The following is a 23,388-nucleotide window of genomic DNA, read 5'->3' as shown; positions in this document are numbered from 1 at the left end:
TGTGAGGTATGGACGAAGCCACGTTCACCATCGAGGACCCGAACGGAGACACCGACGAAGTGACGATTCCCGCTCGCCTCGTCGAAATCTTCAGCGAGGAGGACGACGAGAGCGAGGCGCAGGTCGTCGGCGACATCGCGCTGATGGCGTTCGCGCAGCGAGCGCACGCGCTCGTCCACCACAGCCAGGGCGAGCCCACCGAGGAGCTCCAGGACGTCGAGCAGGCGACTCTCGACCAGTTCGAGGAGCGCTTCGGGCAGACGTACGCGGAAGCGACCGGCCACCAGCACTAACCCCTCGCCACAGCGCGCAGAACGCTTTTCGACGTCGTCGCTGTTCGTCGGCAGCGGGCACGCCGCGATTCGCGGCGACGGAGCCGTCTCCCAGACAGGGCACCGGACGGCTGTGCGGCAGCTCGCTCAGTCGTCCCGATACAGCGGGTGGGAGTCGCCGACGATGCGCTTGAACACGTGCAGGACGCCGGCGTGGAACGCGACGAGGATGGCGACGCTGACGACGATAGTGGCGACGCGCAGCGGCGTCGACAGCAGGCCGAGCGAGACGATGAGCGTCGTCGCGCAGGCCGGCGGGTGAATCGTGTCGGTCGCGATCATCGCCCAGCTCGTCAGCACGATGGAGGCGGTCGCGCTCGCGGTGAGCCGGAACCCCTCGACGGAGAGCGGCGGCGGGGTCGCAGTTATCGACGCGCCGGTCGCGATCAGCGACCACGCCAGCAGCCCCGCGACGCCGCCGATGAGGTGGCTGGCGAGGACGCGGTACGTCTGCGTGCGCTCGCTGCGCCGGTCGAACGCGAGCACGAACGCAGTGGGGCCGAGGCTCGGGAAGATGAACGGCTGGCCGCTCGCCCACGCGACGACGCCGAGCACCGTGAACAGGAGGCCGGCGTAGAGGCTCGTCCCGACGCGGCGTCTCATGGCGCGTGTCTCCGCACCTGCCGCCTAAATCACTCTTGCTTCGGGCGCGCCGCGTCACAGCGCTTTCGGCGTCGAGACGGCCGAGGGAGCCGGGCTAGCAGTCGTACTCGAGGAGGACGCCGTCGTCGACTCGCTCGACGCCGACCAGGTCGAGTTCGGGGAGTTCGGAGACGAAGCCGTCACCGTCCGCGAGCGTCGGGGCGTCGCGGCCGCCGATGATGGTCGGCGCGACGAAGACGGAGAGCTCGTCGACGAGGTCGTCGGCGAACAGCGAGAAGATGAGCTCGCCGCCGCCCTCGACCATGAGGTCTTCGACGCCGTGCGCTTCCAGTTCGGCGAACGCTTCGGGGAGCGCGACGCGGGTTTCGCCCGCGACGACGACGGTGGCACCGGCGTCTTCGAGCGACTGGCGGTGCTCGACCGGCTCCTCCTCGGCGACGAGGACGAACGTCTGGGCGGCGCCGTCGAGCACGCGGGCGCCCGGTGGCGTGCGGGCGTGGGAGTCGGCGACGACGCGGGCGGGCTGGGGGGAGTTCCCGCGGGCGTCGCGCTCGGCGACGAGGTCGGAGTCGTCGACGGTCAGCGAGGGGTTGTCCGCGAGGACGGTGCCGACACCGACCATCACGGCGTCGACACTCGCACGGAGCGCGTCGACGCGCTCGAAGTCCGCCTCGCCGCTGAGCGCGACCTGCTCGCGGCGGCGCGTCGAGAGCTTGCCGTCCGCGCTCATCGCTGCGTTGACGACGACGTGCATACGCGGCAAGCGGGGCGGCCGCGGGAAACGCGTTTCGCTCTCACGCGCGCCCGCTCGCGGGAACCCTTTTAGGGGAGGGTGCCCGAGTTGTAGACGCATGAACGTCGACGAACACGCCGAGGAGCTCGCCTCCGACCTCGGTGTAGACAAAGCGGAGGTCAAAGAGAACCTGCAGAACCTCGTGGAGTACAGCGTTCCCGTCGAGGAGGCCAAACGCAGCCTCCGTCGGAAGTACGGCGACGACTCGGGCGGCGACTCGGGCGGCCCGACCGCAGCGGACATCGCCGACGTCGGCCCCGACTCGGGGAACGTCACGGTGACCGCGAAGGTGCTGACCGCGGGGAAGCGCTCGATTCGCTACCAGGGCGACGACCACGTCATCGGCGAGGGCGAACTCGCCGACGAGACCGGGAAGATCTCGTACACGGCGTGGGAGGACTTCGGGCTCGAACCCGGCGACACGGTCACCATCGGGAACGCGAGCGTGCGCGAGTACGAGGGCGAACCCGAGCTCAACTTCGGGGAGTCTTCCACCGTGAGCGAGGCCGAGGGCATCGACGTGCCCTACGACGTGGGCGGCGACCGCAGCCTCGCCGACCTCGCGCCGGGCGACCGGGGGCGGAACGTCGAGGTGCGCGTGACCGAGGTCGAGACCCGGACCATCGACGGCCGGGACGGCGAGACCGAGATTCTGAGCGGCGTGCTCGGCGACGAGAGCGCGCGCCTCCCGTTCACGGACTGGGACCCCCACGCCGAACTCGCGGAGGGCGCGTCCGTCCGACTCGAAGACGTCTACGTCCGCGAGTTCCGCGGCGTGCCGTCGGTGAACGTCTCGGAGTTCTCGACGGTCGCGAGCCTCGACGAGCCCGTGGAGGTCGGCGGGCCGACGCGGATGGCGATTCGGGAGGCCGTCGAGCGCGGCGGCGCGTACGACGTCGAGCTCGTCGGGAACGTCATCGAGGTCCGGGACGGCTCCGGGCTCATCCAGCGCTGCCCCGAGTGCGGGCGCGTCGTCCAGAAGGGGCAGTGCCGCCAGCACGGCGACGTCGAGGGCGAGGACGACCTGCGCGTGAAGGCGATTCTCGACGACGGCACGGACACCGTCACGGTCATCCTCGACCGCGACCTCACCGAGGAAGTGTACGGCGGCGGCATCGAGGACGCGCGCCAGCAGGCGCGGGACGCGATGGACCAGGAGGTCGTCGCGGACACCATCGCGGAGGCGCTCGTGGGCGCGGAGTACACGGTCCGCGGCCACCTCTCCGTGGACGACTACGGCGCGAACCTCGAAACGACCGAGTTCCGCGAGTCCGGCGACGACCCCGCCGAGCGTGCGCAGGCCTTCCTCGCGGAGGTGGACGCATGAGTTCGTCCGACTCCGAGGAGGTCAACCGCCGCGAGGTCGCCTACCGACTGTTCGCGGCGGAGTTCGAGGACGCGGACTACAGCTACGCGGAGAGCGACGAGGAACGCGCGCCGAACTACGTGGTGACGCCGACCGGCGCGCGCGTCAACCGCGTGTTCGTCGTGGGCGTGCTCACGGAGGTCGAGCAGGTCAGCGAGGACGTGGTGCGGGCGCGCGTCGTCGACCCGACGGGCGCGTTCGTCGTCTACGCCGGCCAGTACCAGCCGGAGGCGCTGGCGGCGCTCGAATCCGCGGACACGCCGTCGTTCGTCGCGGTGACGGGGAAGGCCCGAACGTTCCAGCCGGACGACGCGGACGTCGTCTACACGTCGATTCGCCCGGAGGAGGTCAGCGAGGTGGACGCCGAGACCCGCGACCGCTGGGTGGTGTCGACCGCCGAGCAGACCGTCGACCGCGTGGCGACGATGGCGGCCGCCCACGAGCGCGTCGAGCGCGGCGACACCCTCCGCGAGGTGCTCGAACGCGGGGGCGTCCAGCCCGGACTCGCTGCGGGCATCCCGCTCGCGCTCGACCACTACGGCACGACGCCGGCGTACCTCGACGCGGTACGCGAACTCGCGCTGGACGCCGCGCGCGTCGTCGCCGGCGAGCGCGACGAGGTCGGCGAGCTCTCCGTCGCCCCGACCGACGAGGGCGACGCGCCCCTCGACTTCGCGACCGACCTCGGCGTTCGGAAGACGACGCAGTCGTCTTCCGCAACCCATCAGAACGCAGAGCGGTCTGAGGACGTCGAGATCGAGTCCCCCGAGGAACCGGCGGGCGACGAAGCCGACCTGGAGGACGACCTCGAAGCGGAAGCCGAAGCGGAATCAGCTGCTGAGAGCGAACCCGAGCCGGCCACGGAGCCCGAGGCAGAGGGGTTCGGCGCCGAGCAGCCCGACTCGCCCGCCGCTGACGACGAGGAGCTGAACGAACCCGAAGCGCAGGGATTCGGCGACGAGTCCGCGGGAACAGGAGCGGAAACCGAGTCCGAGACCGGAGGGTCCGAATCCGAGGCGGAGACGGAGACCGAACCCGGTCCGGCGGCGGAGACCCCCGAACCCGACGAAGTGGCCGCGGAGGCCGCACCGGAGGGCGAAGAGGCGGCCGGCGACGGCGAGATGTACGAGCTCTCCGAGGAGGAGCGCGAGGAGGTCAAGGAGAACTACGACGTCGGCTTCTCCACGGGCTCGGAAGTGCCGGACGCGGGCGAGTCGGACATCGACGCGCCCGAACCGGACGAAGAGCCTGCTGCGGACTCCGAATCCGAAGCCGGTGACGACCTTGGGGACTTCGACGCCGAGGACGAGGCGTTCGACGAGGCCCAGGACGAGGACGCCGACGACCTCGACGACTTCACGGCCGAGGAGTACGACGAGCCCGAGTCGGACAGCGAGGACTCAGAGGCCGCGTCGATGGACCTCGACCTCGAGGACTACGTCGTGGAGCTGATGGACGAGCTCGACGACGGCGACGGCGCGCTCCGCGAGAACGTCGTCGCGACGGCGGCCGACGAACGCGACGCCGACGAGGGCGAGATCGAGGACGCCATCCAGGAGGCGCTGATGAGCGGGCGCTGCTACGAGTCCGGCGACGACCACCTGAAAGCCATCTAGATGGCGCTGGTCGAGCCGGTGCTCGACGAGCCCGCCGCGGTCGCCGATATTTCCGGCGGGAGCGGCGACGAACACGCGCTCGTCGTGGCGGACTACCACGCGGGCATCGAGCGGTCGCTGCGCCGCGAGGGGCTGGAAGTCCAGAGTCGCGCGGACGCGCGCCGCGAGCGCGCGCTCGACCTCGTCCGGGAGACGCGGGCGGACCGCGTCATCTTCCTCGGGGACCTCGGGCACGCCATCGGCACGCCGGAGGGCAACGAGCACGACGAACTCGCGGCGCTGTTCGACGCGCTCGACGTGCCCGTGACGCTCGTGGTGGGAAACCACGACGGCGGGCTCGCCGACGAGTTCGACGTCGACGCGACGCCGCCGGAGGGCGCGCGCATCGGCGACGTGGGGTTCGCGCACGGCCACACGTGGCCCGCGCCCGATGTGCTGGAAGCGGAGACGATTTGCGTGGGTCACGAGCATCCGACAGTCCGGCTGGAGGACGAAGTCGGCGGGGCGCGCGTCGAGCGCGCGTGGCTGCGCGGCCCGCTGGACGCCGCGCCGTTCGAGAAGTATCACGGTGAGGAGCTGGACGTGAGGGGAGACCTCGCGGTGTTCCCGGCGTTCAACGACCTCTCCGGGGGGACGTGGGTGAACGTCGAGGGGCAGGGATTCCTCGCGCCGTTCCTCCCCGAGGCGTGTCCGGACGCCGAACTCTACCTGCTCGACGGGACGCGGCTCGGGCGGTACAGCGACGTCTGAACGGTCGCGTTCCGGGCGGCGACTTCTCCCGGCAACGTGCTTATTCGGGTCGCGGGCCTACGTCGAGAGGATGAGTGAGACGCGGGGGATGGACGCGTTTGCCCACCTCGGCAGCGAGGTGCGGGCGGCGCTCTCCGAGCGCGGGTTCACGACGCCGACGGAGCCACAGCGCCGCGCGATTCCCGCGCTCGCGGACGGCAGGAACGGGCTCGTGGTCGCGCCCACGGGCACGGGGAAGACGGAGACGGCGATGCTCCCGGTGCTGAACAGCATCGTCGAAGAGGGCGCGCCCGAGGGGTTCGCGGCGCTGTACGTGACGCCGCTGCGCGCGCTGAACCGCGACATGCGCGAGCGCCTCGACTGGTGGGGGGAGACGCTCGGCCTCGACGTGGACGTCCGGCACGGCGACACGACCCAGTACCAGCGCGGGAAGCAGGCCGACGACCCGCCGGACGTGCTCGTGACGACGCCCGAAACCTTGCAGGCGATGCTCACCGGGGAGAAGCTCCGGGACGGTCTCACGGACGTCGAGCACGTCGTCGTCGACGAGGTCCACGAGCTCGCGGGCGCGAAGCGCGGCGCCCAGCTCTCGATTGGAATGGAGCGACTCGTGGAACTCGCGGGGGACTTCCAGCGCATCGGACTGTCGGCGACGGTCGGCGACCCGAAGGAGGTGGGGGCGTTCCTCACCGGCGGCCGCGGCTGCGAGATCATCGAGGTGGACGTCACGTCGAAAGTGGAGTTCTCGGTGCGCGAGCCCGAGGTCACCGACGGCGACGAGCGCCTGAGCAACGAGCTGATGACGTCGCCGTCGATGGCGAGCCACGTGCGCGCTATTCAGGAGATCGTCGACGAGCACGACTCCACGCTGATCTTCGTGAACACCCGCCAGACCGCGGAGGCGCTGGGGTCGCGGTTCAAGGAACTGGACGCGAACATCGGCGTCCACCACGGGTCGCTGTCGAAGGACGCGCGCATCGAGGTCGAGGACCGGTTCAAAGCCGGAGAAATCGACGGCCTGCTCTGCACGTCGTCGATGGAGCTCGGCATCGACGTGGGCCGCATCGACCACGTCGTGCAGTACTCGTCGCCGCGGGAGGTCGCTCGGCTCTTGCAGCGTGTCGGGCGCGCCGGCCACCGCCGCGACGAGGTCAGCCACGGCACGGTCATCACGGGCAGCCCGGACGACACGTTCGAGGCGCTCGCCATCGCCCGGCGGGCAGCAGCCGGGGAAGTAGAGGTCACGCAGATTCACCACGGCAGTCTCGACACGGTCGCGAACCAGATCGTCGGCGTGGTGATGGACTTCGGGGAGACGAGCGCCCGGCACGCCTACCAGATCGTGACGCGAGCGTACCCGTTCCGGGACCTCGACGAGGAGACGTTCCGCGAGGTCGCGATGGAACTGCACAACAACCGCGTGGTGTACGTCGACGAGGACGACGACACGCTCTCGAAGTCCGGGGGGACGTGGCAGTACTACTACGCGAACCTCTCGATGATTCCCGACGAGGAGACGTACGCCGTCTACGACATGGCCGGGGGCCGGCAGGTCGGGACGCTGGACGAGCGCTTCGTCGTGAACTTCGCCGAACCCGGCGCGACGTTCGTCCAGCGCGGCGAGATGTGGCGCATCACGAACATCGACGAGGAGGAGGAGGAGGTCAACGTCTCCCCCATCGAGGACCCCGCCGGCGAGGTGCCGTCGTGGACGGGTCAGGAGATTCCCGTGCCCTACGACGTCGCACAGGAAGTCGGCGAGATGCGCGAGGTCGCCGCCGACCAGTTCGAGGCCGGCGCGACCCGCGAGGCCACCGACGAGCAGAGCTCGTCGAGTTCTCACGCGCTGCGTGAGAGCGTCGCACGGGAGTTCACGGGCCGCTACCCGACGGACGACTACACCGCGAGCGAGGCGCTCGAACAGGTCGAGTACCACGTCGACTCCGGGAACCCGGTGCCGAGCGACGATCGCATCGTCGTCGAGCAGGAGGGCCGGACGATCGTCGTGAACGCGGCGCTCGGTCACGAGGCCAACGAGACCATCGGCCGGCTGCTGTCGGCCCTACTCGGCCAGCGCACCGGCTCCTCCGTGGGGCTGGACGTCGGCCCGTACCGCGTCGAGCTGGACGTGCCGGCGCGCATCAGCGCGAACGACGTCGTGGACCTGCTCCGGGATACGGACCCCGACCACGTCGAGCCGCTGCTGGAGCTCAGCCTCAAGCAGTCCGAGACGCTGAAGTTCACGCTCGCGCAGGTCGCCGCGAAGTTCGGCGCGCTCAAGCGCTGGAAAGGCAGGGACGGCGTCGGGCTCTCCCGGCTGCTGGGCGCGCTCGAAGACACGCCGGTCTACGACGAGGCCATCCGCGAGGTGTTCCACACGGACCTCGACGTCGAGCGCGCCAGCGAAGTGCTCGACGGCATCCAGTCCGGGGACCTCGACGTCGCCATCGTCGGCGAGCGCACCGCCATCGGCGTCGGCGGGCGGTCCTCTGGGACGGAACTCCTCACCCCGGAGAACGCGGACGCGAGCGTCGTGCAGGCGGTCCGGGACCGCATCCGGGACGACCGCGTGAAGCTGTTCTGCACGCACTGTCGGGACTGGGAACACGAGACGAAAGTGCGGAGGGTCAGCGACCAGCCGGAGTGCCCGCTCTGCGGGTCGACGCGAATCGCCGCGCTGTCGCCGTGGGCCGACGACGCCGTGACAGCGGTCAAGACCAGCGAGAAGGACGACGAGCAGGAGGACCGCACGGAGCGCGTGTTCCGGAACGCGAGCCTCGTCCAGAGCCACGGCAGGAAGGCCGTCGTCGCGCTGTCCGCGCGCGGCGTCGGCCCGCGGAACGCCGCCCGCGTTATCAACCGCCACCGCGAGGACGAGGCGGACTTCTACCGGGACATCCTCGAACGCGAGCGCGAGTACGCCCGCACGAAGGCGTTCTGGTGACTGCTCGCGTCGCCCGCACACCGCAACGCGTTCCACGCCCCGGTGCGAACGCGGACGCGTGACCGACGAAACGCTCTACCTCTGCTGGCCGGACGGCCTGCGGCCGCCGGACGTCGACGCCCCCGACGGGTACGCGCTCCGCACCGGCCGGCTGACGGGCCGGGACCGCGAGGCCGTCGCGTCGCTGCTCGACGCGGGCGGGTGGACAGTCGACGAGGGCTCCTTCGAGGAGTTCCGCGACAGCGTGCTCCCGAACGGCTGCTTCGTCGCCGTCGAGCGCGCGACGAACGCCGTCCTGGGGACGTGTTCGGCCGTCCACAGGCCGAACGCGGGCGAGCACCGCTTCCCGTTCGGGGGCGCGCTCGCGTACCTCGTCGTCGACCCGGAGCACCGCCGCGAGGGGCTGGGTCGCGCGCTCACCGCCGCGGCGACTCGCCGGCTGCTCGACGCGGGCTACGACAGCGTCCGGGTGGGCGTCGGGCCCGAACGGTACCCCGCGCTCGCGCTCTACTTGAACGCCGGCTACGCGCCCTGCATCATCGAAGACAGAGACATCGGGAGGTGGCGGAACGCCTTCGACCACCTCGGGCTCCCGTTCGACCCGGAGCGCTGCGTGCGCCCCTAGTCGTCGAGTGCAGCGAACACGCACTCCGGAAGGCAACACGCAGTGCCGTCGGCTCGCGGGCAGGCATTATGAGGAGGGGTCGTTCAAGCGGGGCAACGGTTTTTAGCTCGGGCGACGCAGTCTCTCCCATGGTCGAGGAGACTGAGCGGGACGACATGGTCTGGTACCGCTGCGAAGAGTGCGGGCTGATGTTCGACGACCAGGGGGACGCGACCCAGCACGAACAGAACTGCGACGCCGAGGACCCCTCCTACCTCCAGTAGCCTACCGGAGCCGGCGTCACGCCTCGGACTCGGCGAACAGTTCGAACGAGCGTTCGCCGAGTTCGTCCTCCTCGAAGACGAACACGCGACCGCGCGCCTCCTCGGGGTCGGCCTCGACTTCGACCGCGTAGCCGTCCGCTCGTACCGTCACGCCGGGGAACAGCTCCTCTTCTTCGTCCGGGTCGAGCAGCACGCGGCCGACGCCGGTCGACTCCAGAATCTCGTCGTCGGTCTTCAGGTCGTTCACGTAGACGAGGACGCCCTCGGTCTCCGTCGGGTCCGTGACGAGGACGTGGACGTCCTTCCCGGGACGACACCGCACCGTCCCGTAGACCTTCTCCGGGACGCCGTTGTAGAACGCTCGACGGTCGTCCTCGTACTCGACGTAGACGCCCTCCTCGGCGAGTTCGACGCCGATGGTGCTCGGCGGGACGTCGTTGCGGCCGCTCATACTCCAGCGTTGCAGGCGGGGGTGGAAAAGGCCGCCGTTTGCGTGGCCGACCGCAGGGAGGCCACGTTAACGCGAACGGCGACCAGCGGGAGCCGTGAGCAGCGTGGTCAACCGAAGGGAGGTCACGCTACGGTTGCCAGAAGCGCCAGTCGTAAGTACGGGCCGTGGCAGGTGAACACATGGACGGCCGCGCAGCAGCGCCGGCCGCGGGCACGGTGTTGAACGCGCTCGCGACCGGCATCGGGTCGGCGTTCGCGCTCGATTTCGACGTGACAGCAGCGGTGACGCTGGACGCGGCCGCCGACGGCGTCGCCGGCGAGATCACCGACCATCCCGACGCGGACACCGCGCTCGTGGAGCGCTGCGTGTCGCTGGTGACCGAGCGGTACGGCGACGGCGAGGGCGGCTCAGTCCGCACGGACAGCGAGGTGCCGCTGGCCTCGGGGCTGAAGAGTTCGAGCGCGGCGGCGAACGCGACCGTGCTCGCGACGCTGGACGCGCTCGAGTTGGCCGACGAGGTCGCTCGCGAGGACGCGGCGCGGCTCGGCGTCGAGGCCGCCCGCGAAGTCGGAGTCACCGTCACGGGCGCGTTCGACGATGCCTCGGCGAGCATGCTCGGCGGACTGACGATGACGGACAACCGCGAGGACGAGCTGCTGTTCCGCGAGGAAGTCGAGTGGACGGCGCTCGTGTGGACGCCGCCCGAGCAGTCGTTCTCCGCGGACGCGGACGTCGAGCGCTGTCGGCAGGTGGCGCCGCTCGCCGAGCACGTCGCGGACCTCGCCGCCGACGGCGAGTACGGTACCGCGATGACGGTCAACGGACTGGCGTTCGCGGCGGCGCTCGGTCACCCGACCGAGCCGATCGTGGACGCGCTCCCGCACGCCGACGGGGCGTCTCTCTCGGGCACCGGACCGAGCTACGTCGCCGTCGGCGAGGAAGACGCACTACAAGAGGTGAAACCACTATGGGACGAGAACCCGGGGACGGTCCGGCTGACGACGACACAGCCGGACGGGGCCCGGACGATATGAACCTGGAGGAACTGCGCGAGGAAATCGAATCCATCGACCGCGAGATCGTCGACCTCATCGCGCGACGCACGTACGTCGCCGAGACCATCGCGGAGGTCAAAGACGAGCGCGGCATGGCCACGACCGACGAGAGCCAGGAGCAAGCGGTGATGGACCGCGCCGGCCGGAACGCCGAGTCGTTCGGCGTCGAGCCGAACCTCGTGAAGGCCATCTTCCGGCTGCTCATCGAGTTGAACAAGGTCGAACAGCGGGAGAACAGGTAGTCAAAAACAGCCATTACAGGACGTCTAGGGGCCGGTTAGTTGCCAGTAGAGGGATAACGTCATCCATCAATTGTTCAGGGCTTGATGAGCAGCCGGAATATTTGATGGTAGTCTGCTGCATGGGCCACGACCACCGGTTCAAGCAACCCGAATTCAGCAGAGACGACCAGTTCCACCCCCGTACTCGTCCGAAGGAATTTACGTCAGTCATCTCTATTCTAACGCATGGGAAGCTACGCAACGCCGCCGGACTGGACTGACTCCGGCGACGAGGCTGATGACACAACGGCTAAACTCGGGGACCTCCTCTCGGGGCGGCTGGCGGATGTCGATATCGACTCCGTCGAAGCGGTACGGGACGTGCGCGAGCGCCGATGAAAGTTCTGGTCGATACGAACGTCTTCGTCGCCAGTTTGACCGACGAACCTGCCCGTGGAGACATTGCAACAGAGCTGCTGAACCAGGATCACGACTTCTGTACGTCCATCCTGAACCTCATGGAGCTCCGGTCGGTGATGACGAAGAAGAAACGAGTCGAACAGGACAGAGTCGAGGACGTACTCGCCGACATCTACGCGCAGGTCGATATTTACGCACCGGAGATCAGCGACCAGATTTCGGCGTACAGCCTCCAACAGGACACGTTGCTGTACACGCTCGATTGCGTCCTCCTCGCTCTGGCCGACGACCTCGATGCCACGCTCGCTACGTTCGACGGCGAACTCCTCGACAACGGAGCAGTCGAACCGAGCGACCTCATCGCGTAGAGACGAGGCTTCTGGTTTTACGAGAACGACGACCAGTGTAGATTGTCGTCAAGGACTGGCAGTTCGGTAGCGTCTCGATTCAACACGTTGTATGGTAGAATTCGCCTATCTGAACGAGGTCGAGCAGCGGGAGAACCGGTAGACGGGGAAGGGCTGCTTCAGAGCCTCCAGCGACACTCTGTGTACGTTGTACACGCAGCCGCGAGGATTTCGTGCAATATCCCGAATTCAGAGGGGACGACCAAATCTCGCTGCGTACAGCTGCACAGCTGGTTTGGTGAGTGGGCGAGATATCTGTTGAGCGGTCCACTCAGCACCGCTGCTTGTCACACAGGACGTTCGTAGTCACAGATCTCAGCGTGTTCGCACAGCTGTCGACACGGCAGATCCGACAGGCGAGTGTGGCTACTCGTCGGGCAGCCACGCTGGCCGTGTAACCGTCGCAGTCTCCAACGCGGAGAGGTTGTACCGCGTCTGGCGCGTGAACTCGTCGTTGCCTCTCGTGACGTCGTACTCCGCGATGAATCCTGCTTCGGCGACAGTGACGTGTCCGGTCGCGGTATCCGACGGGACGGAGTCAGGGTCCCTGATTCCAGTCACGGTGTATCTGACGGCCGTCTCACCTCCGACGGTCACAGTCTCAGTCGCGTTCATCTCGAGATTCCGGAGTGGTCGGTCCAGTTCCGGCTGTGTGGCTACACCTGCTGTTGTCCAGTTTTCGTCGGGCATCCGACTCAGTTCCCCTGTTATCCGATTGTACTCGAACACGCCCTCGGGACTGTAGTAGACGTGAATATCGATGCCGAGCGCCGTGTCGATGAAGCGTAGCGAACCGGTGCCAGCATCGGTGTCTACTGTTCTGACCATCGTGCGATTCGAGTCCCCGCCAGTGGTGACTAACCGACTCGTCCGAGAGGCGTTTTTCAGAGTCTCGTCGTGCGTCCGCATCACGACAGTAAGGTTTCGAGCGTCGGTAATCCCCGCTTGAGACCACCCCGAAGGGTACGAAAAGTTCTCCACGGTCGGTTGAGGAGTGGAACTCTGTTGGTCTGTGGAAGGCAGACCCGAACAGCCAGCTAGCAGTACGACCGCGGCCAGTAGTACAGCATGGAGGGAACCACGAGGGCGGTCAACCATACGAACAAAAACTGACGACCGGTGAAGATGTTTGTGACTACTCCGCCCCAGAGCAAGCGATGTGGATGTGACGCGACGCCACCGGACTGGGCCGATTCCGGCGACGAGGCTGACGACGCGACGGCCAAACACGGGGACGTCCGATCGGGGTGGCTGGCAGACGTCGATGTTGGTTCCGTCGAAGCGGTTCGGGACGTGCGCGGGCGCCGATGAGAGAGCAGAATCAGTAGCGGAGTAGCAGACGCCGACTGACGGAGAGCTACTTCTCCGGCGGGTGGTAGTCCCAGACGTTCGCGCGCCGCAGGCCGTCGCCGACGGCCTTGTGGAAGTCGACTTTCGTCTCGAAGCTGTCCTCCTCGACGTGCTCGAAGATCTCCGAGACGGACAGCACCTTCTCGTGGTTGACGCGGACAGGCCAGTCGCCGAACTCGTCGAGGAACTCGGACGCCTCCAGCGGGAAGTCGTCGTCCTCGTCGGTCATCTTCGAGAGGACCGCCATGTCGTAGTTGCGGCCGCCCTCGCTGCCCTTCTCGCCGTCGGGGTCGTGGACCCAGTCCCGCCCCGAGGGGTCTTCCATCTCTGCCATACTGGGACTGTTCCGCGCGGGCCCCAAAACCGTTTCTCAATCGGCGCCGGAATTTCGGGGGGCCGAGCGAGTAAACCTGAAAGTTGGTACCGAGCGTTCGCGGACCGAATGGCTCGAATGGGTCCGAGGTCCGCGATTCACAGCACGCCACGCGCGCTGGCCCCGAGGACCCTGAGGGGGTCCGACGGGGCTTTTGACGGAGCTTTTGCCGCGGGCTGGCGAAGCCGGCCCACAGCGCAAAAGGTCTACGGTGAGGATGGGATTTGAACCCATGAGGCGTGACGCCACCGGTTTTCAAGACCGGCGCATTGGGCCGCTCTGCCACCTCACCGCGCGGACGGTCGTACGACGAGTGGACGGTTGAAACTGTCGTTGTCGGGCGAGTGCGCACCCCCGACCCCGATTTTCGAGTGTTCTGCAGGAGATGTGGAGCGTCAGTGATAACGACGGTGGAAGTGGTTCCAGGCCGTCGAAGAAACGAGACGAGCTAGCGGTGATTATCGGGACACGGTTCACCGTACACTCCCACCCCGTTTTGCAAGTGTTCCCGCGTGAGTATCGGAGCGTTTACCGCGCGGCAGAGGAGAACACCCTAGACGACGATTGGGGACGCCTCGAGGACGGGTGGGGGCGGTCGAACCGAGCGAACACACGAAACTCTGGAAACAGAAGAACCAGAGGTATTATGTCGGGGGAGTCGAAACGATGCCAGCAGCGATGAAGACGCCGTTCCGCGACCGCGTCGAGCTGTTCACCAACAAGGACGTCCTCAAGGACCACTACGAGCCCGAGGAGATTCTCGAACGCGACGAGGAGATCGACCAGTACGCCAACGCCCTCCAGGACGTTGTCGACGGCTGGGAGCCGGACAACGTCTTCGTCTACGGGAAGACTGGCGTCGGGAAGACCGCGGTGACGCGGTACATGATGGACGCCCTCGAGTTCGAGGCCGAGGAGCGTGAGGGCGTCGACGACGTGGTGAGCGTCGAGGTCAACTGCCACCACCACCCGTCCTCGTACCAGGCGGCGATCGCGCTCGTGAACGAGCTCCGCTCGGACACCGATCGCGATCCGCTCACGACGGGGCTGTCGACGTCGGACGTCCTGAACGCCCTGTTCGACGAGATCGAGGCGCGCGAGGGCACCGTGCTCATCGTGCTCGACGAGATCGACAACCTCGGCGACGACGACATGCTCCTCTACCAGCTGCCGCGCGCGAAGACGAACGGCAACATCGAGGACTCGCAGGTCGCGGTCGTCGGCATCTCGAACGACTACACGTTCCGGAACGACCTCTCGCCGAAGGTCCAGGACACACTCTGCGAGCGCGAGATCAAGTTCCCGCCGTACGACGCCAACGAGCTCGTCACGATTCTCACGGACCGCGCGGAGCGCGGGCTCCGCGGGGACGTCCTCGAAGACGGCGTCATTCCGCAGTGCGCGGCGCTCGCCGCCCGCGACCGCGGGAGCGCGCGCCAAGCCATCGACCTCCTCCGGGAGGCCGTCAACGTCGCCGTCGAGGACGGCCGCGAGGTCGTCTCCGAGGAGGACGTCGACACGGCCGTCGAGCGCGTCGAGCGCGGCCGCATCAAGGACTCCATCAAGGACCTCACGACCCACGGCCAGTACGTCCTCCTCGCGGTGACGGAGATGGCGGTCAGTGGCGAGACGCCGGCCCGCGCGAAGGAGCTCTACGAGGTCTACGAGGAGGTCGCTGCGGAGTACGCCTCCGAGCCGCTCAGCCAGCGCAGCGTCCACGACCACCTCAACGACCTCTCGATGCTCGGATTCCTCCGCCAGCACGACCGCAACTACGGCCGCGGCGGCGGCCAGTTCTTCGAGTACGAGCTCGATGTCGACGCCCAGATGGTCGAGGAAGCGATGGCCGACGAGACCGAGTAATCCGCATTCGGGCGTCCGGAACGGACCGGCAGCTATAGTCAGAACACTCGAAATTCGGGGTGGGGTGCTGTCTCACAACCCTCGGCTGTCTCCTCTCGCTCACCTCGATCGGTTTCATTTGAAAACCGGGGTGGGGGCCTTCGACCGCCACACACTCCCATTGGCGCGTTCACAACACTTGCAAACAGGGGTGCCCGTCTGTCGTTCCGGGTGCGACTCTGCGAAGTCAGTCCCGGGCGAGCACGCGCTCGCCGTCTTCTCCGACGACGTGCAGGCCGAGGTCTTCGACGTACGCGGTCGTGTACGCCGGGACGAACCGGCCCGCCGCGCGCCGCGCGCGCAACTCGGCGACCAGTGAGACGAGGTCGTCGCCGGTCCGGACGCGGACCTGCTGTGGGAGGAAGTCGACGTCCCAGCCCGCGTCCACGCCGCGCGCGGTCACGCTCTCGACTTCCGGCGCGTCCCACGCACCCTCGAAGTCGACGGGCTCGCGGAACCCCGCGAAGTAGACGCGCCCGCCCCGGGACGGCCCGAGAACGACGGGGTTCCGCCGGAGCTTCATCGCGGCGCTGTCGACGTCCTTCCGCGCGACCAGCGGCGCGTCCGGTTCGAGCACGCCGACCGACGCCACCTCCTCGTTGTCGAGCAGGTGCGTGACCGTGTTCCCGACGCGCGCGTGCTTCGAGGACCCGACCTGCACCTCGACGCGGGCCTCCTCGACCTGGTCCTCGTCGAGGGCGTCCTCGACGAGATCCCGAACCTCCCGCTCCGCGTCCGCACCCTCGGGGACGTGCTCGTCCGGGAGTTCGTCGTCCGGGCGGTAGTTCACGAGGAGGTCACCGCCGCTGTCGGCGGCCGCGTGGAACGCGTCGGCGGCCATCGCCTCGTAGAGGGTCGCGGCTTCGGCCTCGGTCAGCGGCGACGTGGCGGCGAGCTCGGGGAGCACGAGGCCCTCCCGCGGCGGGTCGACCATGACGGCGACGACAGTCATACGTGAGCGTGTGTCCGCGGGACGCTTGAACGCCGCGATACGGCGCCCGCAGTCCTCGTCCTAAACTTGGCACACCGCCGAACCGCCTAAGTCGAACGCGTCCCTACGAGTGTGTCCCCATGGACGTGTTGAAGCCACTCGCGGGCCTCGCGCTCGCGGTCGTCGCAGTCGTAGCGGTCGGCTCCGTCGCCTCACTGGCGTCGGGGTTCGAAGACATCGTCGGCGTGGCCGCAGCACTCCTCGTCGCGCTCGTGGTGCTCGCCGTCGTCGGCGCCGGCGTCGACGGCGGCAGCGGACGCGGCGGCACGCGGACGCCGTACTGGTAACACGCCACCGACGCTCCTCGGTCTCTCCGACGAACCGTCACCGACCGCGCCGCCCCTTCGTCTGCCGGTAATCGGTGTCGAGCAGGTCGAGGAAGAACTCGACGTACGCCTCGGTCTGCTCGTCCGTCTGGCCGGCGGGGTGGACCATCGGCGCGAGTTCGAACCCCCGGCCGCGAACCGTCGACGCGTGGAGGTCGTCGACGTCGAGGTCGTCGGCGGGCGTCGTCGTGTACTCCTCGCCGAGCTCGGTGAGCGCGCGCTGCCCGACGGGCACGAGAATCTCGGGGTTGATCATGCGCACGTCGGCGTTCAGGTACGGCTCGCAGGTCACGACTTCCTCGTCGGTGGGCGCGCGGTCGGGGTGCCGGCAGCGCGTCAGGTACGTCAGGTAGGCGTTGTCGAGTTCTGGCTCGTCGCTGTCCGGCAGCGAGTAGTTCAGGCCGACGCTCCCGAGGATGTGCTGGAAGCGCTCGCCGGCCTCGTCGCCCGTGAACGGAACTCCGGTCTCTTCGGCGCCCAGACTCGGCGCCTCGCCGACGAACACGAAGTCCGCGCCGACGTCGCCGTAGCCGTGGACGACGCGCTCGCGGACGTCGCAGAGGCCGGGACAGTTCCGGCAGTCCTCGTCCATCCCGTAGGGATTCTTTGTTCCCTGCTGGTGTGCGTCCATCGTGGAATCGTAGGCAGCGACGGCCCTTGTGTCCGTCCCTACCCCGCCACTCGGAGCGCGCTCACTCGTTGCGCGGGCTGCTCGGGTGGTAATCCGTGTCGTACTCGCCGGGCTGGCCGTCCAGCCGGTCCGGGTTGATGCGACCACCGAGCAGCATGAAGTCAAGGATGGTGACGCTCAGCATCGCCTCGACGACCGGGACGCCACGCGGCGGCAGCACGGGGTCGTGGCGACCGACGACCTGGGCTTCCTTCTCCTCGCCGGTCTCCCAGTCGACCGTCTGCTGTTTCTTCGGAATCGACGTGGGCGCGTGTAGCGTGAGCTCGCCGTAGATCGGCTCGCCGGTGGTGATACCGCCCTGCAGGCCGCCGTGGTCGTTCTCGGCGGGGACCGGCTCCCCCTCGTCGTCGAACTCCCAGTCGTCGTTGCGCTCCTTCCCGGCGTAGGTGCGCGCCTCCTTCCCCAGCCCGAATTCGAAGGCCGTGCTCGCGGGCACCGACATCATCGCCTGACCGAGGCGGGACTCCACGGAGTCGAACCGCGGCGCGCCGAGTCCGCGGGGCGCCCCCCGCACCTCGAAGTAGATGGACCCGCCGATGGAGTCGCCGCGCTCCTGGTAGTCCTCGATGAGTTCCTGCATCTCTTCGGCGGTCTCGGGGTGCGCGCAGCGCACGTCGTTGTCCTCGGTGTGCTCGAGCATCTCCTCGAAGGACACCTCGGGCGCCTCGACGTCGCCGATCTGGTTCACGTGGGCTTTCACCTGCACGCCCTCCCGCTCGAGAATCTCCTGCGCGATTGCGCCCGCGGCGACCCAGTTCACGGTCTCGCGCGCGGAGGAGCGCCCGCCGCCGCCCCAGTTGCGCGTGCCGAACTTCGCGGAGTACGTGAAGTCGCCGTGCGACGGTCGCGGCGCGGTGACGAACGGCTCGTACTTCCCGGACTGGGCGTCCTTGTTCTGGATGGTCATCCCGATGGGAGTGCCCGTCGTGTAGCCGTCCTGAATCCCGGAGTTGATAGTCACCTCGTCGGGCTCACCTCGCGAGGTCGTGATCATCGACTGGCCGGGCTTCCGGCGGTCGAGTTCACGCTGAATCGTCTCCTCGTCCAGTTCCAGTCCCGCGGGACAGCCCGAGACGACGACGCCCATCCCCGGACCGTGGCTCTCGCCGTACGTCGTCACCTGGAACAACCGTCCGAACCGATTGCCGTTCATTACCGGAGCATACGTCCCGAGGGGCTTATGACTTGCAGTCCACGCAACGGGGACCGGTCACGCTGCATCGCGGAGCGCCACGAGGCCATCTTCGACGCCTACGACGGCCTCGAATCGGGGGAGGGATTCGTGCTCGTCAACGACCACGACCCGAAGCCGCTGTACCACCAGTTCGAGGCCGAGGCCGGCCCCGAGTTCCGCTGGAAGTACCGCGCCCGCGACCCGGGCGAGTTCCGTGTGCTCGTCGGCCGTGCCGGCACAGACGACCCGCAGTCCGCCGACCCCGGCGACGTCGACGCGCCGTTCTGACGCCTACCGCTCGACGGCCGCGCCGAGGGCTGCCAGCGAGTCGAAGAACTCCGGGAAGGAGACGTCGACGTGCTCGCCGCCCTCGATGACGGTCTCGCCGTCCGCGACGAGCGCGGCGACCGCGAGCGACATCACGATGCGGTGGTCGCCGCGACCGTCCACGCGCGCCCCCGAGAGGTCGCTGTCACCGCCGTGCACGACGAGTTCGTCGGGGCGCTCCTCGACAGACACCCCGAATTTCGCGAGTTCTTCGGCCATCGCGGCGACGCGGTCGGTCTCCTTGTAGCGGACGTGCTCGGCGTCCGTGATCGTCGTCGTGCCGTCCGCCGCCGCCCCCAGCACCGCAATCGTCGGCAGGAGGTCCGGGGTGTCCGCGACGCCGACCGTGATACCGTCGAGCGAGGACTGCCCGACGACGATTTCCCCGACGTCTTTCCGCCACTCGATTTCGGCGCCCATCTCGCGGAGCACGTCCACGATTGCAGCGTCGCCCTGCGCGCTCGGGTGCGCGCCCTCCACGACGACCTCGTCGCCGCCCGCGAGCGCGCCCGCCGCCAGCAGGTACGACGCCGACGAGAAGTCCCCGGGCACCGCGTACTCGCCGCCTTCCGGTTCGTACGTCTGGCCGCCCGGCACGCGGTACCCGTTCGACTGCTCCGCGGCGTCGACGCCGAACGACTCCAGCACGTCGAGCGTGATGTCGACGTACGGCGCGGACTTCAGCTCCGTCGTGAGCTCGATTTCGACGCCGTCGTCGGTGAGCGCGCCCGCCATCAACAGCGACGTGACGAACTGCGAGGAGACGTCCCCCGGCATCTCCACGCGCCCGCCCTCGATCGGGCCGTCGACGATGAGGGGCGCCTGCCCGTTCCCGCGGGTCGAGCGCGCCGCGCCGCCGAGGTCCGCGATGGCGTCCAGCAGCGGTCCCTGCGGCCGCGAGCGCAGCGACTCGTCCCCAGTGAGTACGGTCGTCCCGTCCGCGAGCGCGGCGGCCCCGGAGACCAACCGCATCGTCGTCCCGGAGTTCGCGCAGTCCACGACGTCCGCTGGCACGGCGGGCTCGCCGCGGAACCCCGTAATCTCCCAGTCTTCGCCCGCTCGCTCGGCGTCCCCGCCGAAGTGCTCGACGGCGCGAGCGGTCGCCTTCGTGTCCGCGCTCACCAGCGGGTTCCGCACGAGCGCACCCCCGGCGTAGCCCGCAGCGAGGAGCGCGCGGTGCGTGTAGCTCTTCGACGGCGGGGCGCGAGCGGCGCCCGCGACCCGCGAATTCGCGACAGTGACGTCCATGCGTACGGCGACGGCGGGGCCCGGCATCAGGGTTCCGACGACGGCGACTAGTACGAGTTGTTTCTGAGCGTGCTTCCGTGGACGTAGTTGGTACTTCCCCTCGAAAGCCCTCGGGCGTCTGCGGTCCCGCGACTCGCTGTGCTCCTCGTCGCTCGCAGCGCTCGCTCCTGCGGTGCTTGCTTCGCCGGGGTTCCCGCAGACGCCCTCTCCCTTTCAATCCACCAGGCGAGCCGGTTGCGTAGGTGGGGGAAACACCTGTTCGCCAAATCAGCAGGTTGTCCGGCCACCCAGTACCCGTGCCGAACGACCGGTGGCGGTAGGACTTTGCGGCGGCCGCGCGGAGTCGCGTGCATGGACCCCGACTTCTCGCGGCTCGACGAGTACCTCGACGAGAACGGGCTCGACGGGTACGCCTTCGAGGACGACGCCTCGAACAGCGACCTCTACTACGTCACCCAGTTCTCGGCGCCGGACGCCTTCTTCGCCGTCTACACGCCCGAGCGGACGGGAGTGCTCGTCTCCTCGATGGAGTACGGCCGCGCGAACAAGGAGAGCCGCGCGGACGTCGTGAAGCGACACACCGACTACGACTTCCGGGAGAAACGCGAGGCGCACGGCCTGACGGGAGCGCGGGCGCGCATGGCGGCGGAGTTCCTCGCGGACCTCGGCTGCGAGCGGGTCGCCGTCCAGGACGAGTTCCCGGTCGGGCTCGCGGACGTGCTCCGCGAGCAGGGCGTCACCGTCGAGCCCGACGCCGACGGCGTCGTCACGGACGTGCGCGCGACCAAGACCGACACGGAGATCGAGCACGTCCGCGACGCCCAGAAGGCCAACGAGGCCGCGATGGCGCGCGCCGAGGAGCTGATTCGAGGCGCCGAGCCGAACGACGCCGGCGAGCTCGTCTCCGACGGCGACGTGCTCACCAGCGAGGCCGTCAAGCAGGAGATCGAAATCGAGCTGCTGCGGCACGGCTGCGCGCTCGACGAGACCATCGTCGCGTGCGGGCAGGACGCCGCCGACCCCCACGACCGCGGCAGCGGCCCGCTCTCGGCCGGCGAGTTCGTCATCGTGGACATCTTCCCGCGGGACAAGGACTCGAAGTACCACGCGGACATGACGCGGACGTTCCTCAACGGCGAGCCCAGCGACACCCAGCGCGAGTGGTACGACGTCACCGAGGAGGCCCTCCACGCGGCGCTCGACGTCGTCGAACCCGGTGCGACGGGCGAAGCGGTCAATCAGGCGGTCGTCGACGTCTACGACGACCACGGTTATCCGACCATCTACACCGACCCGGAGACCGAGACCGGGTTCATCCACTCGACCGGCCACGGCGTCGGCCTCGACGTCCACGAGCAGCCCGCGCTCTCCCACGGCGGCCCGGAGCTCCGTCCCGGCCACGTCGTCACCGTCGAGCCCGGGCTCTACGACCCCGACGTTGGCGGCGTCCGCATCGAGGACATCGTCGTCGTCACCGAGGACGGGTACGAGAACCTCACCGACTACGAGATCTCGCTGACCGGCTGACCGTCTTCACGTCTCGGGCGGTGTCTGCCGGGTCGGGCGCTCGCTCGCCAGCCGAATCGAGTAGTTCACGAGCGCCTCCATCCGGTCGAGGGACTCCAGCGCCTCCGCTATCTCTGGGCTGTCGCCGGCGGTCTCCCGCGTGGCCTCGAGGTCCTCGCGGAGCACGTCGATGGACTCGACGAGGTCCGAGGATAGCACGTTCGTGAGTTCGAGGAGGTGGTCGCTGCGCTGGGCGTCCTCGCCGTCGACGACCGTCCGGAAGTGCACGGAGAGTCCGTCCTCGGAGGGGAACGCGCGCACCTCGAAGGTCTTCTCCAGGGGCTGGAAGTGCTCGCGGAACGTCACCGGCTCCTGGGCGGCCATCGCGCGGTGGTACTCCGTGTAGAACTCGGTACCGACGGCCTCGGGGAACGCGTCCCAGACGTTCCGCCCGATGACTTCCTCGGCCTCGACGTCCAGAATCTCCTCGGCGGCCTCGTTCAGGTACGTGAACCGCCAGTCGCGGTCGAGCGCGAAGAAGCCGTCCGTGATGCGCTCGTAGACGTTGCGCGCGAGGTCGTTCAGCATCGCGACGTCCTGCTCGGCGCGGTACGACCTCGCAGCGTCCCGACACGCTTCCGCGAGCGCCGCGAGCGGGTCGGCCTCGTCGCCGTGGCGGACGTACTCGGTTACGTCGAGGGAGACGGCCTCGCTCGCGATGGAGTCGGCGCCCGCGGCCTCGTAGACGACGACCGGGACCGCGGGGTCGGTGTCTCGGACGAGCCGGAGCACCTGCAGGCCGTCGGTGCCGTCGGCGGCGTGCTCGGTCGCGATGCAGTCGACGGTCTGCCGGGAGAGCACGTCGAGGGCGTCCGCGGCCGTCGACAGCGGCGTCACCGTCAGCGCCGCGTACTCGGAGAGCGCGCGCTCGACTGCGGCGCGTGTTCGCGCGTCCTCGCCGACGAACAGGACGTGCATCTGGTCGCCCATGTCGAGAAGCTACTCGGGGATAGGTCCGTGCTCCGGTTAGTTACTTGTGGCCCCGTCTCCGGTCTGGAGGTCGTGGAACACGGCCAGGAAGTCCTCCTCGTCGAGGTCGGCGACGCGCTGGTCGAGCCGCGACCGGAGCTCGCGGATTTCGTCGCAGAGCCGCTGGTAGCGGTCGTCGTCGGCGAGCTCCGCCGCGCTCTTCGTGGTCTCGATGGTCGCGCGCTTCGACGCGAGCGCGAAGTACTCCTGGACGTCGTCGTTGTACAGCGACCGCGCGAGCAGCTGTTTCACGAGGTCTTCGAGCTCGTCGCGCTCGACGGGCTTGACGACGTACGTGTCGAAGCCGAGTTCGAGCGCGTCGAAGTCGGGGTCGACGGCGGTCACCATCGCCACCTGGCAGTCGAGGTCCCGCTCGCGGACCTCCGCGAGCACGTCGTCCCCGGACTGCTCGGGGAGCCGGCGGTCGAGCAACACCACGTTCACGTCCTCGTCGAGCTCGTCCAGCGCGGCCGCGGCGCTGTACGCCGTCCGGACGTCGTAGCTGTCGGACAGCCAGTCCGCGAACAGGGCCGCGAGTTCGCGCTCGTCCTCGACGACGAGGACGGTCGCCGGCTCCCTCATTTCGGTCTGACCAAGTCAGTCAGTTCGTTTAACTCTTTCCCGG

25 protein-coding genes, 1 tRNA gene and 1 pseudogene are annotated in these 23,388 nt (G+C 68.5%); 15 read left to right on the top strand and 12 right to left on the bottom strand.

Annotated elements, in window-relative coordinates:
• Positions 1-8 precede the first annotated feature (8 nt).
• A complete protein-coding gene (locus G9C83_RS13425) occupies positions 9-293 on the top strand; it encodes a hypothetical protein (RefSeq protein ID WP_167246721.1) in 285 nt (94 codons plus the stop codon).
• A gap of 126 nt (positions 294-419) precedes the next feature.
• On the opposite strand, the gene G9C83_RS13420 is transcribed toward G9C83_RS13425, so the two are convergent.
• Both G9C83_RS13420 and G9C83_RS13415 read right to left on the bottom strand, forming a co-directional pair.
• Complete coding sequence (locus tag G9C83_RS13420) at positions 420-935, bottom strand: HPP family protein (protein WP_167246719.1); 516 nt, start codon at positions 933-935, stop codon at positions 420-422.
• 94 nt (positions 936-1,029) lie between these two features.
• Entirely contained in the window at positions 1,030-1,689 is a 660-nt protein-coding gene (locus G9C83_RS13415; RefSeq protein ID WP_167246717.1) for a 2,5-diamino-6-(ribosylamino)-4(3H)-pyrimidinone 5'-phosphate reductase, read from the bottom strand.
• Between the two features lie 97 nt (positions 1,690-1,786).
• Between G9C83_RS13415 and G9C83_RS13410 the strand changes: the two genes are divergently transcribed.
• The 6 genes from G9C83_RS13410 (at position 1,787) to G9C83_RS16200 (ending at position 9,292) form a co-directional block, all read left to right on the top strand.
• Entirely contained in the window at positions 1,787-3,055 is a 1,269-nt protein-coding gene (locus tag G9C83_RS13410) for a Single-stranded DNA binding protein (protein ID WP_167246715.1), read from the top strand.
• Positions 3,052-4,710 (top strand): hypothetical protein, encoded by a 1,659-nt coding sequence (locus G9C83_RS13405; RefSeq protein ID WP_167246713.1) that lies wholly within the window; start codon positions 3,052-3,054, stop codon positions 4,708-4,710. The genes G9C83_RS13410 and G9C83_RS13405 overlap by 4 nt, the downstream gene beginning before the upstream one ends.
• On the top strand, positions 4,711-5,460 hold the full coding sequence (locus tag G9C83_RS13400) for a metallophosphoesterase (protein WP_167246711.1): 750 nt from the start codon (positions 4,711-4,713) through the stop codon (positions 5,458-5,460).
• A gap of 70 nt (positions 5,461-5,530) precedes the next feature.
• Positions 5,531-8,404: a DEAD/DEAH box helicase gene (locus G9C83_RS13395; RefSeq protein WP_167246709.1), complete on the top strand. Its 2,874-nt coding sequence runs from the start codon at positions 5,531-5,533 to the stop codon at positions 8,402-8,404.
• Between the two features lie 58 nt (positions 8,405-8,462).
• The gene (locus G9C83_RS13390) at positions 8,463-9,029 is read left to right on the top strand and encodes a GNAT family N-acetyltransferase (RefSeq protein WP_167246707.1); all 567 of its coding nucleotides are present in this window, start codon (positions 8,463-8,465) and stop codon (positions 9,027-9,029) included.
• Between the two features lie 128 nt (positions 9,030-9,157).
• Positions 9,158-9,292, top strand: a complete 135-nt coding sequence (locus G9C83_RS16200; RefSeq protein ID WP_279587191.1) for a hypothetical protein — start codon at positions 9,158-9,160, stop codon at positions 9,290-9,292.
• Between the two features lie 16 nt (positions 9,293-9,308).
• On the opposite strand, the gene G9C83_RS13385 is transcribed toward G9C83_RS16200, so the two are convergent.
• A complete protein-coding gene (locus tag G9C83_RS13385; protein ID WP_167246705.1) occupies positions 9,309-9,743 on the bottom strand; it encodes a DUF5796 family protein in 435 nt (144 codons plus the stop codon).
• 179 nt (positions 9,744-9,922) lie between these two features.
• Here G9C83_RS13385 and G9C83_RS13380 point away from each other — a divergent pair, with 179 nt between their 5' ends.
• The 4 genes from G9C83_RS13380 to G9C83_RS13365 all read left to right on the top strand — a co-directional run bounded on the left by G9C83_RS13380 (position 9,923) and on the right by G9C83_RS13365 (position 11,807).
• Positions 9,923-10,777 (top strand): shikimate kinase, encoded by an 855-nt coding sequence (locus G9C83_RS13380; protein ID WP_167246703.1) that lies wholly within the window; start codon positions 9,923-9,925, stop codon positions 10,775-10,777.
• Positions 10,711-11,040, top strand: coding sequence for a chorismate mutase (locus G9C83_RS13375; RefSeq protein ID WP_167246701.1), 330 nt, complete (start codon positions 10,711-10,713; stop codon positions 11,038-11,040). The genes G9C83_RS13380 and G9C83_RS13375 overlap by 67 nt, the downstream gene beginning before the upstream one ends.
• Before the next feature lie 225 nt (positions 11,041-11,265).
• Positions 11,266-11,418: a hypothetical protein gene (locus G9C83_RS13370; protein WP_167246699.1), complete on the top strand. Its 153-nt coding sequence runs from the start codon at positions 11,266-11,268 to the stop codon at positions 11,416-11,418.
• Entirely contained in the window at positions 11,415-11,807 is a 393-nt protein-coding gene (locus tag G9C83_RS13365; RefSeq protein WP_167246697.1) for a type II toxin-antitoxin system VapC family toxin, read from the top strand. Before G9C83_RS13370 ends, G9C83_RS13365 begins: the two co-directional genes overlap by 4 nt.
• A gap of 405 nt (positions 11,808-12,212) precedes the next feature.
• Here the strand turns inward: G9C83_RS13365 and G9C83_RS13360 are convergent, their stop codons facing one another.
• From G9C83_RS13360 to G9C83_RS13350, 3 genes are all read right to left on the bottom strand, one after another.
• Entirely contained in the window at positions 12,213-12,755 is a 543-nt protein-coding gene (locus G9C83_RS13360; RefSeq protein ID WP_243838033.1) for a hypothetical protein, read from the bottom strand.
• 448 nt (positions 12,756-13,203) lie between these two features.
• Positions 13,204-13,530 carry a DUF5785 family protein gene (locus G9C83_RS13355; protein WP_208288727.1) on the bottom strand — a complete coding sequence of 109 codons (327 nt, stop codon included), beginning with the start codon at positions 13,528-13,530 and terminating at the stop codon, positions 13,204-13,206.
• A 248-nt stretch (positions 13,531-13,778) separates the two neighbouring features.
• A tRNA-Ser gene (locus G9C83_RS13350) sits at positions 13,779-13,861 on the bottom strand.
• Positions 13,862-14,247: 386 nt separating this feature from the next.
• Here G9C83_RS13350 and G9C83_RS13345 point away from each other — a divergent pair.
• Positions 14,248-15,432, top strand: coding sequence for an orc1/cdc6 family replication initiation protein (locus G9C83_RS13345; protein ID WP_167247233.1), 1,185 nt, complete (start codon positions 14,248-14,250; stop codon positions 15,430-15,432).
• Positions 15,433-15,658: 226 nt separating this feature from the next.
• On the opposite strand, the gene G9C83_RS13340 is transcribed toward G9C83_RS13345, so the two are convergent.
• On the bottom strand, positions 15,659-16,423 hold the full coding sequence (locus G9C83_RS13340; protein ID WP_167246693.1) for a hypothetical protein: 765 nt from the start codon (positions 16,421-16,423) through the stop codon (positions 15,659-15,661).
• A 119-nt stretch (positions 16,424-16,542) separates the two neighbouring features.
• On the opposite strand from G9C83_RS13340, the gene G9C83_RS13335 reads away from it, so the two are divergent.
• Positions 16,543-16,749, top strand: coding sequence for a hypothetical protein (locus G9C83_RS13335; RefSeq protein WP_167246691.1), 207 nt, complete (start codon positions 16,543-16,545; stop codon positions 16,747-16,749).
• 37 nt (positions 16,750-16,786) lie between these two features.
• On the opposite strand, the gene G9C83_RS13330 is transcribed toward G9C83_RS13335, so the two are convergent.
• Together G9C83_RS13330 and aroC are read right to left on the bottom strand one after the other, a co-directional pair.
• Positions 16,787-17,419: a uracil-DNA glycosylase family protein gene (locus G9C83_RS13330; protein ID WP_167246689.1), complete on the bottom strand. Its 633-nt coding sequence runs from the start codon at positions 17,417-17,419 to the stop codon at positions 16,787-16,789.
• A 61-nt stretch (positions 17,420-17,480) separates the two neighbouring features.
• The gene (gene aroC, locus G9C83_RS13325) at positions 17,481-18,632 is read right to left on the bottom strand and encodes a chorismate synthase (protein WP_167246687.1); all 1,152 of its coding nucleotides are present in this window, start codon (positions 18,630-18,632) and stop codon (positions 17,481-17,483) included.
• Between the two features lie 69 nt (positions 18,633-18,701).
• Here aroC and G9C83_RS13320 point away from each other — a divergent pair.
• A pseudogene (locus G9C83_RS13320) lies at positions 18,702-18,941 on the top strand (DUF2249 domain-containing protein); the annotation flags it as partial.
• 3 nt (positions 18,942-18,944) lie between these two features.
• On the opposite strand, the gene aroA reads toward G9C83_RS13320, so the two are convergent.
• Positions 18,945-20,228 carry a 3-phosphoshikimate 1-carboxyvinyltransferase gene (gene aroA / locus G9C83_RS13315; RefSeq protein ID WP_167246686.1) on the bottom strand — a complete coding sequence of 428 codons (1,284 nt, stop codon included), beginning with the start codon at positions 20,226-20,228 and terminating at the stop codon, positions 18,945-18,947.
• A gap of 351 nt (positions 20,229-20,579) precedes the next feature.
• On the opposite strand from aroA, the gene G9C83_RS13310 reads away from it, so the two are divergent.
• Positions 20,580-21,755, top strand: coding sequence for a Xaa-Pro peptidase family protein (locus G9C83_RS13310; RefSeq protein ID WP_167246685.1), 1,176 nt, complete (start codon positions 20,580-20,582; stop codon positions 21,753-21,755).
• Positions 21,756-21,761: 6 nt separating this feature from the next.
• Here the strand turns inward: G9C83_RS13310 and G9C83_RS13305 are convergent, their stop codons facing one another.
• Positions 21,762-22,724 carry a PAS domain-containing protein gene (locus G9C83_RS13305; RefSeq protein ID WP_167246684.1) on the bottom strand — a complete coding sequence of 321 codons (963 nt, stop codon included), beginning with the start codon at positions 22,722-22,724 and terminating at the stop codon, positions 21,762-21,764.
• 36 nt (positions 22,725-22,760) lie between these two features.
• A complete protein-coding gene (locus G9C83_RS13300) occupies positions 22,761-23,345 on the bottom strand; it encodes a HalX domain-containing protein (protein WP_167246683.1) in 585 nt (194 codons plus the stop codon).
• Positions 23,346-23,388 lie beyond the last annotated feature (43 nt).

The sequence above is a fragment of the Halobacterium sp. R2-5 genome (genome assembly GCF_011734195.1).
Taxonomy (GTDB): domain Archaea; phylum Halobacteriota; class Halobacteria; order Halobacteriales; family Halobacteriaceae; genus Halobacterium.
Note: the sequence above shows the minus strand (reverse complement) of the source record. Positions and strands in the feature narration are given on the sequence as shown.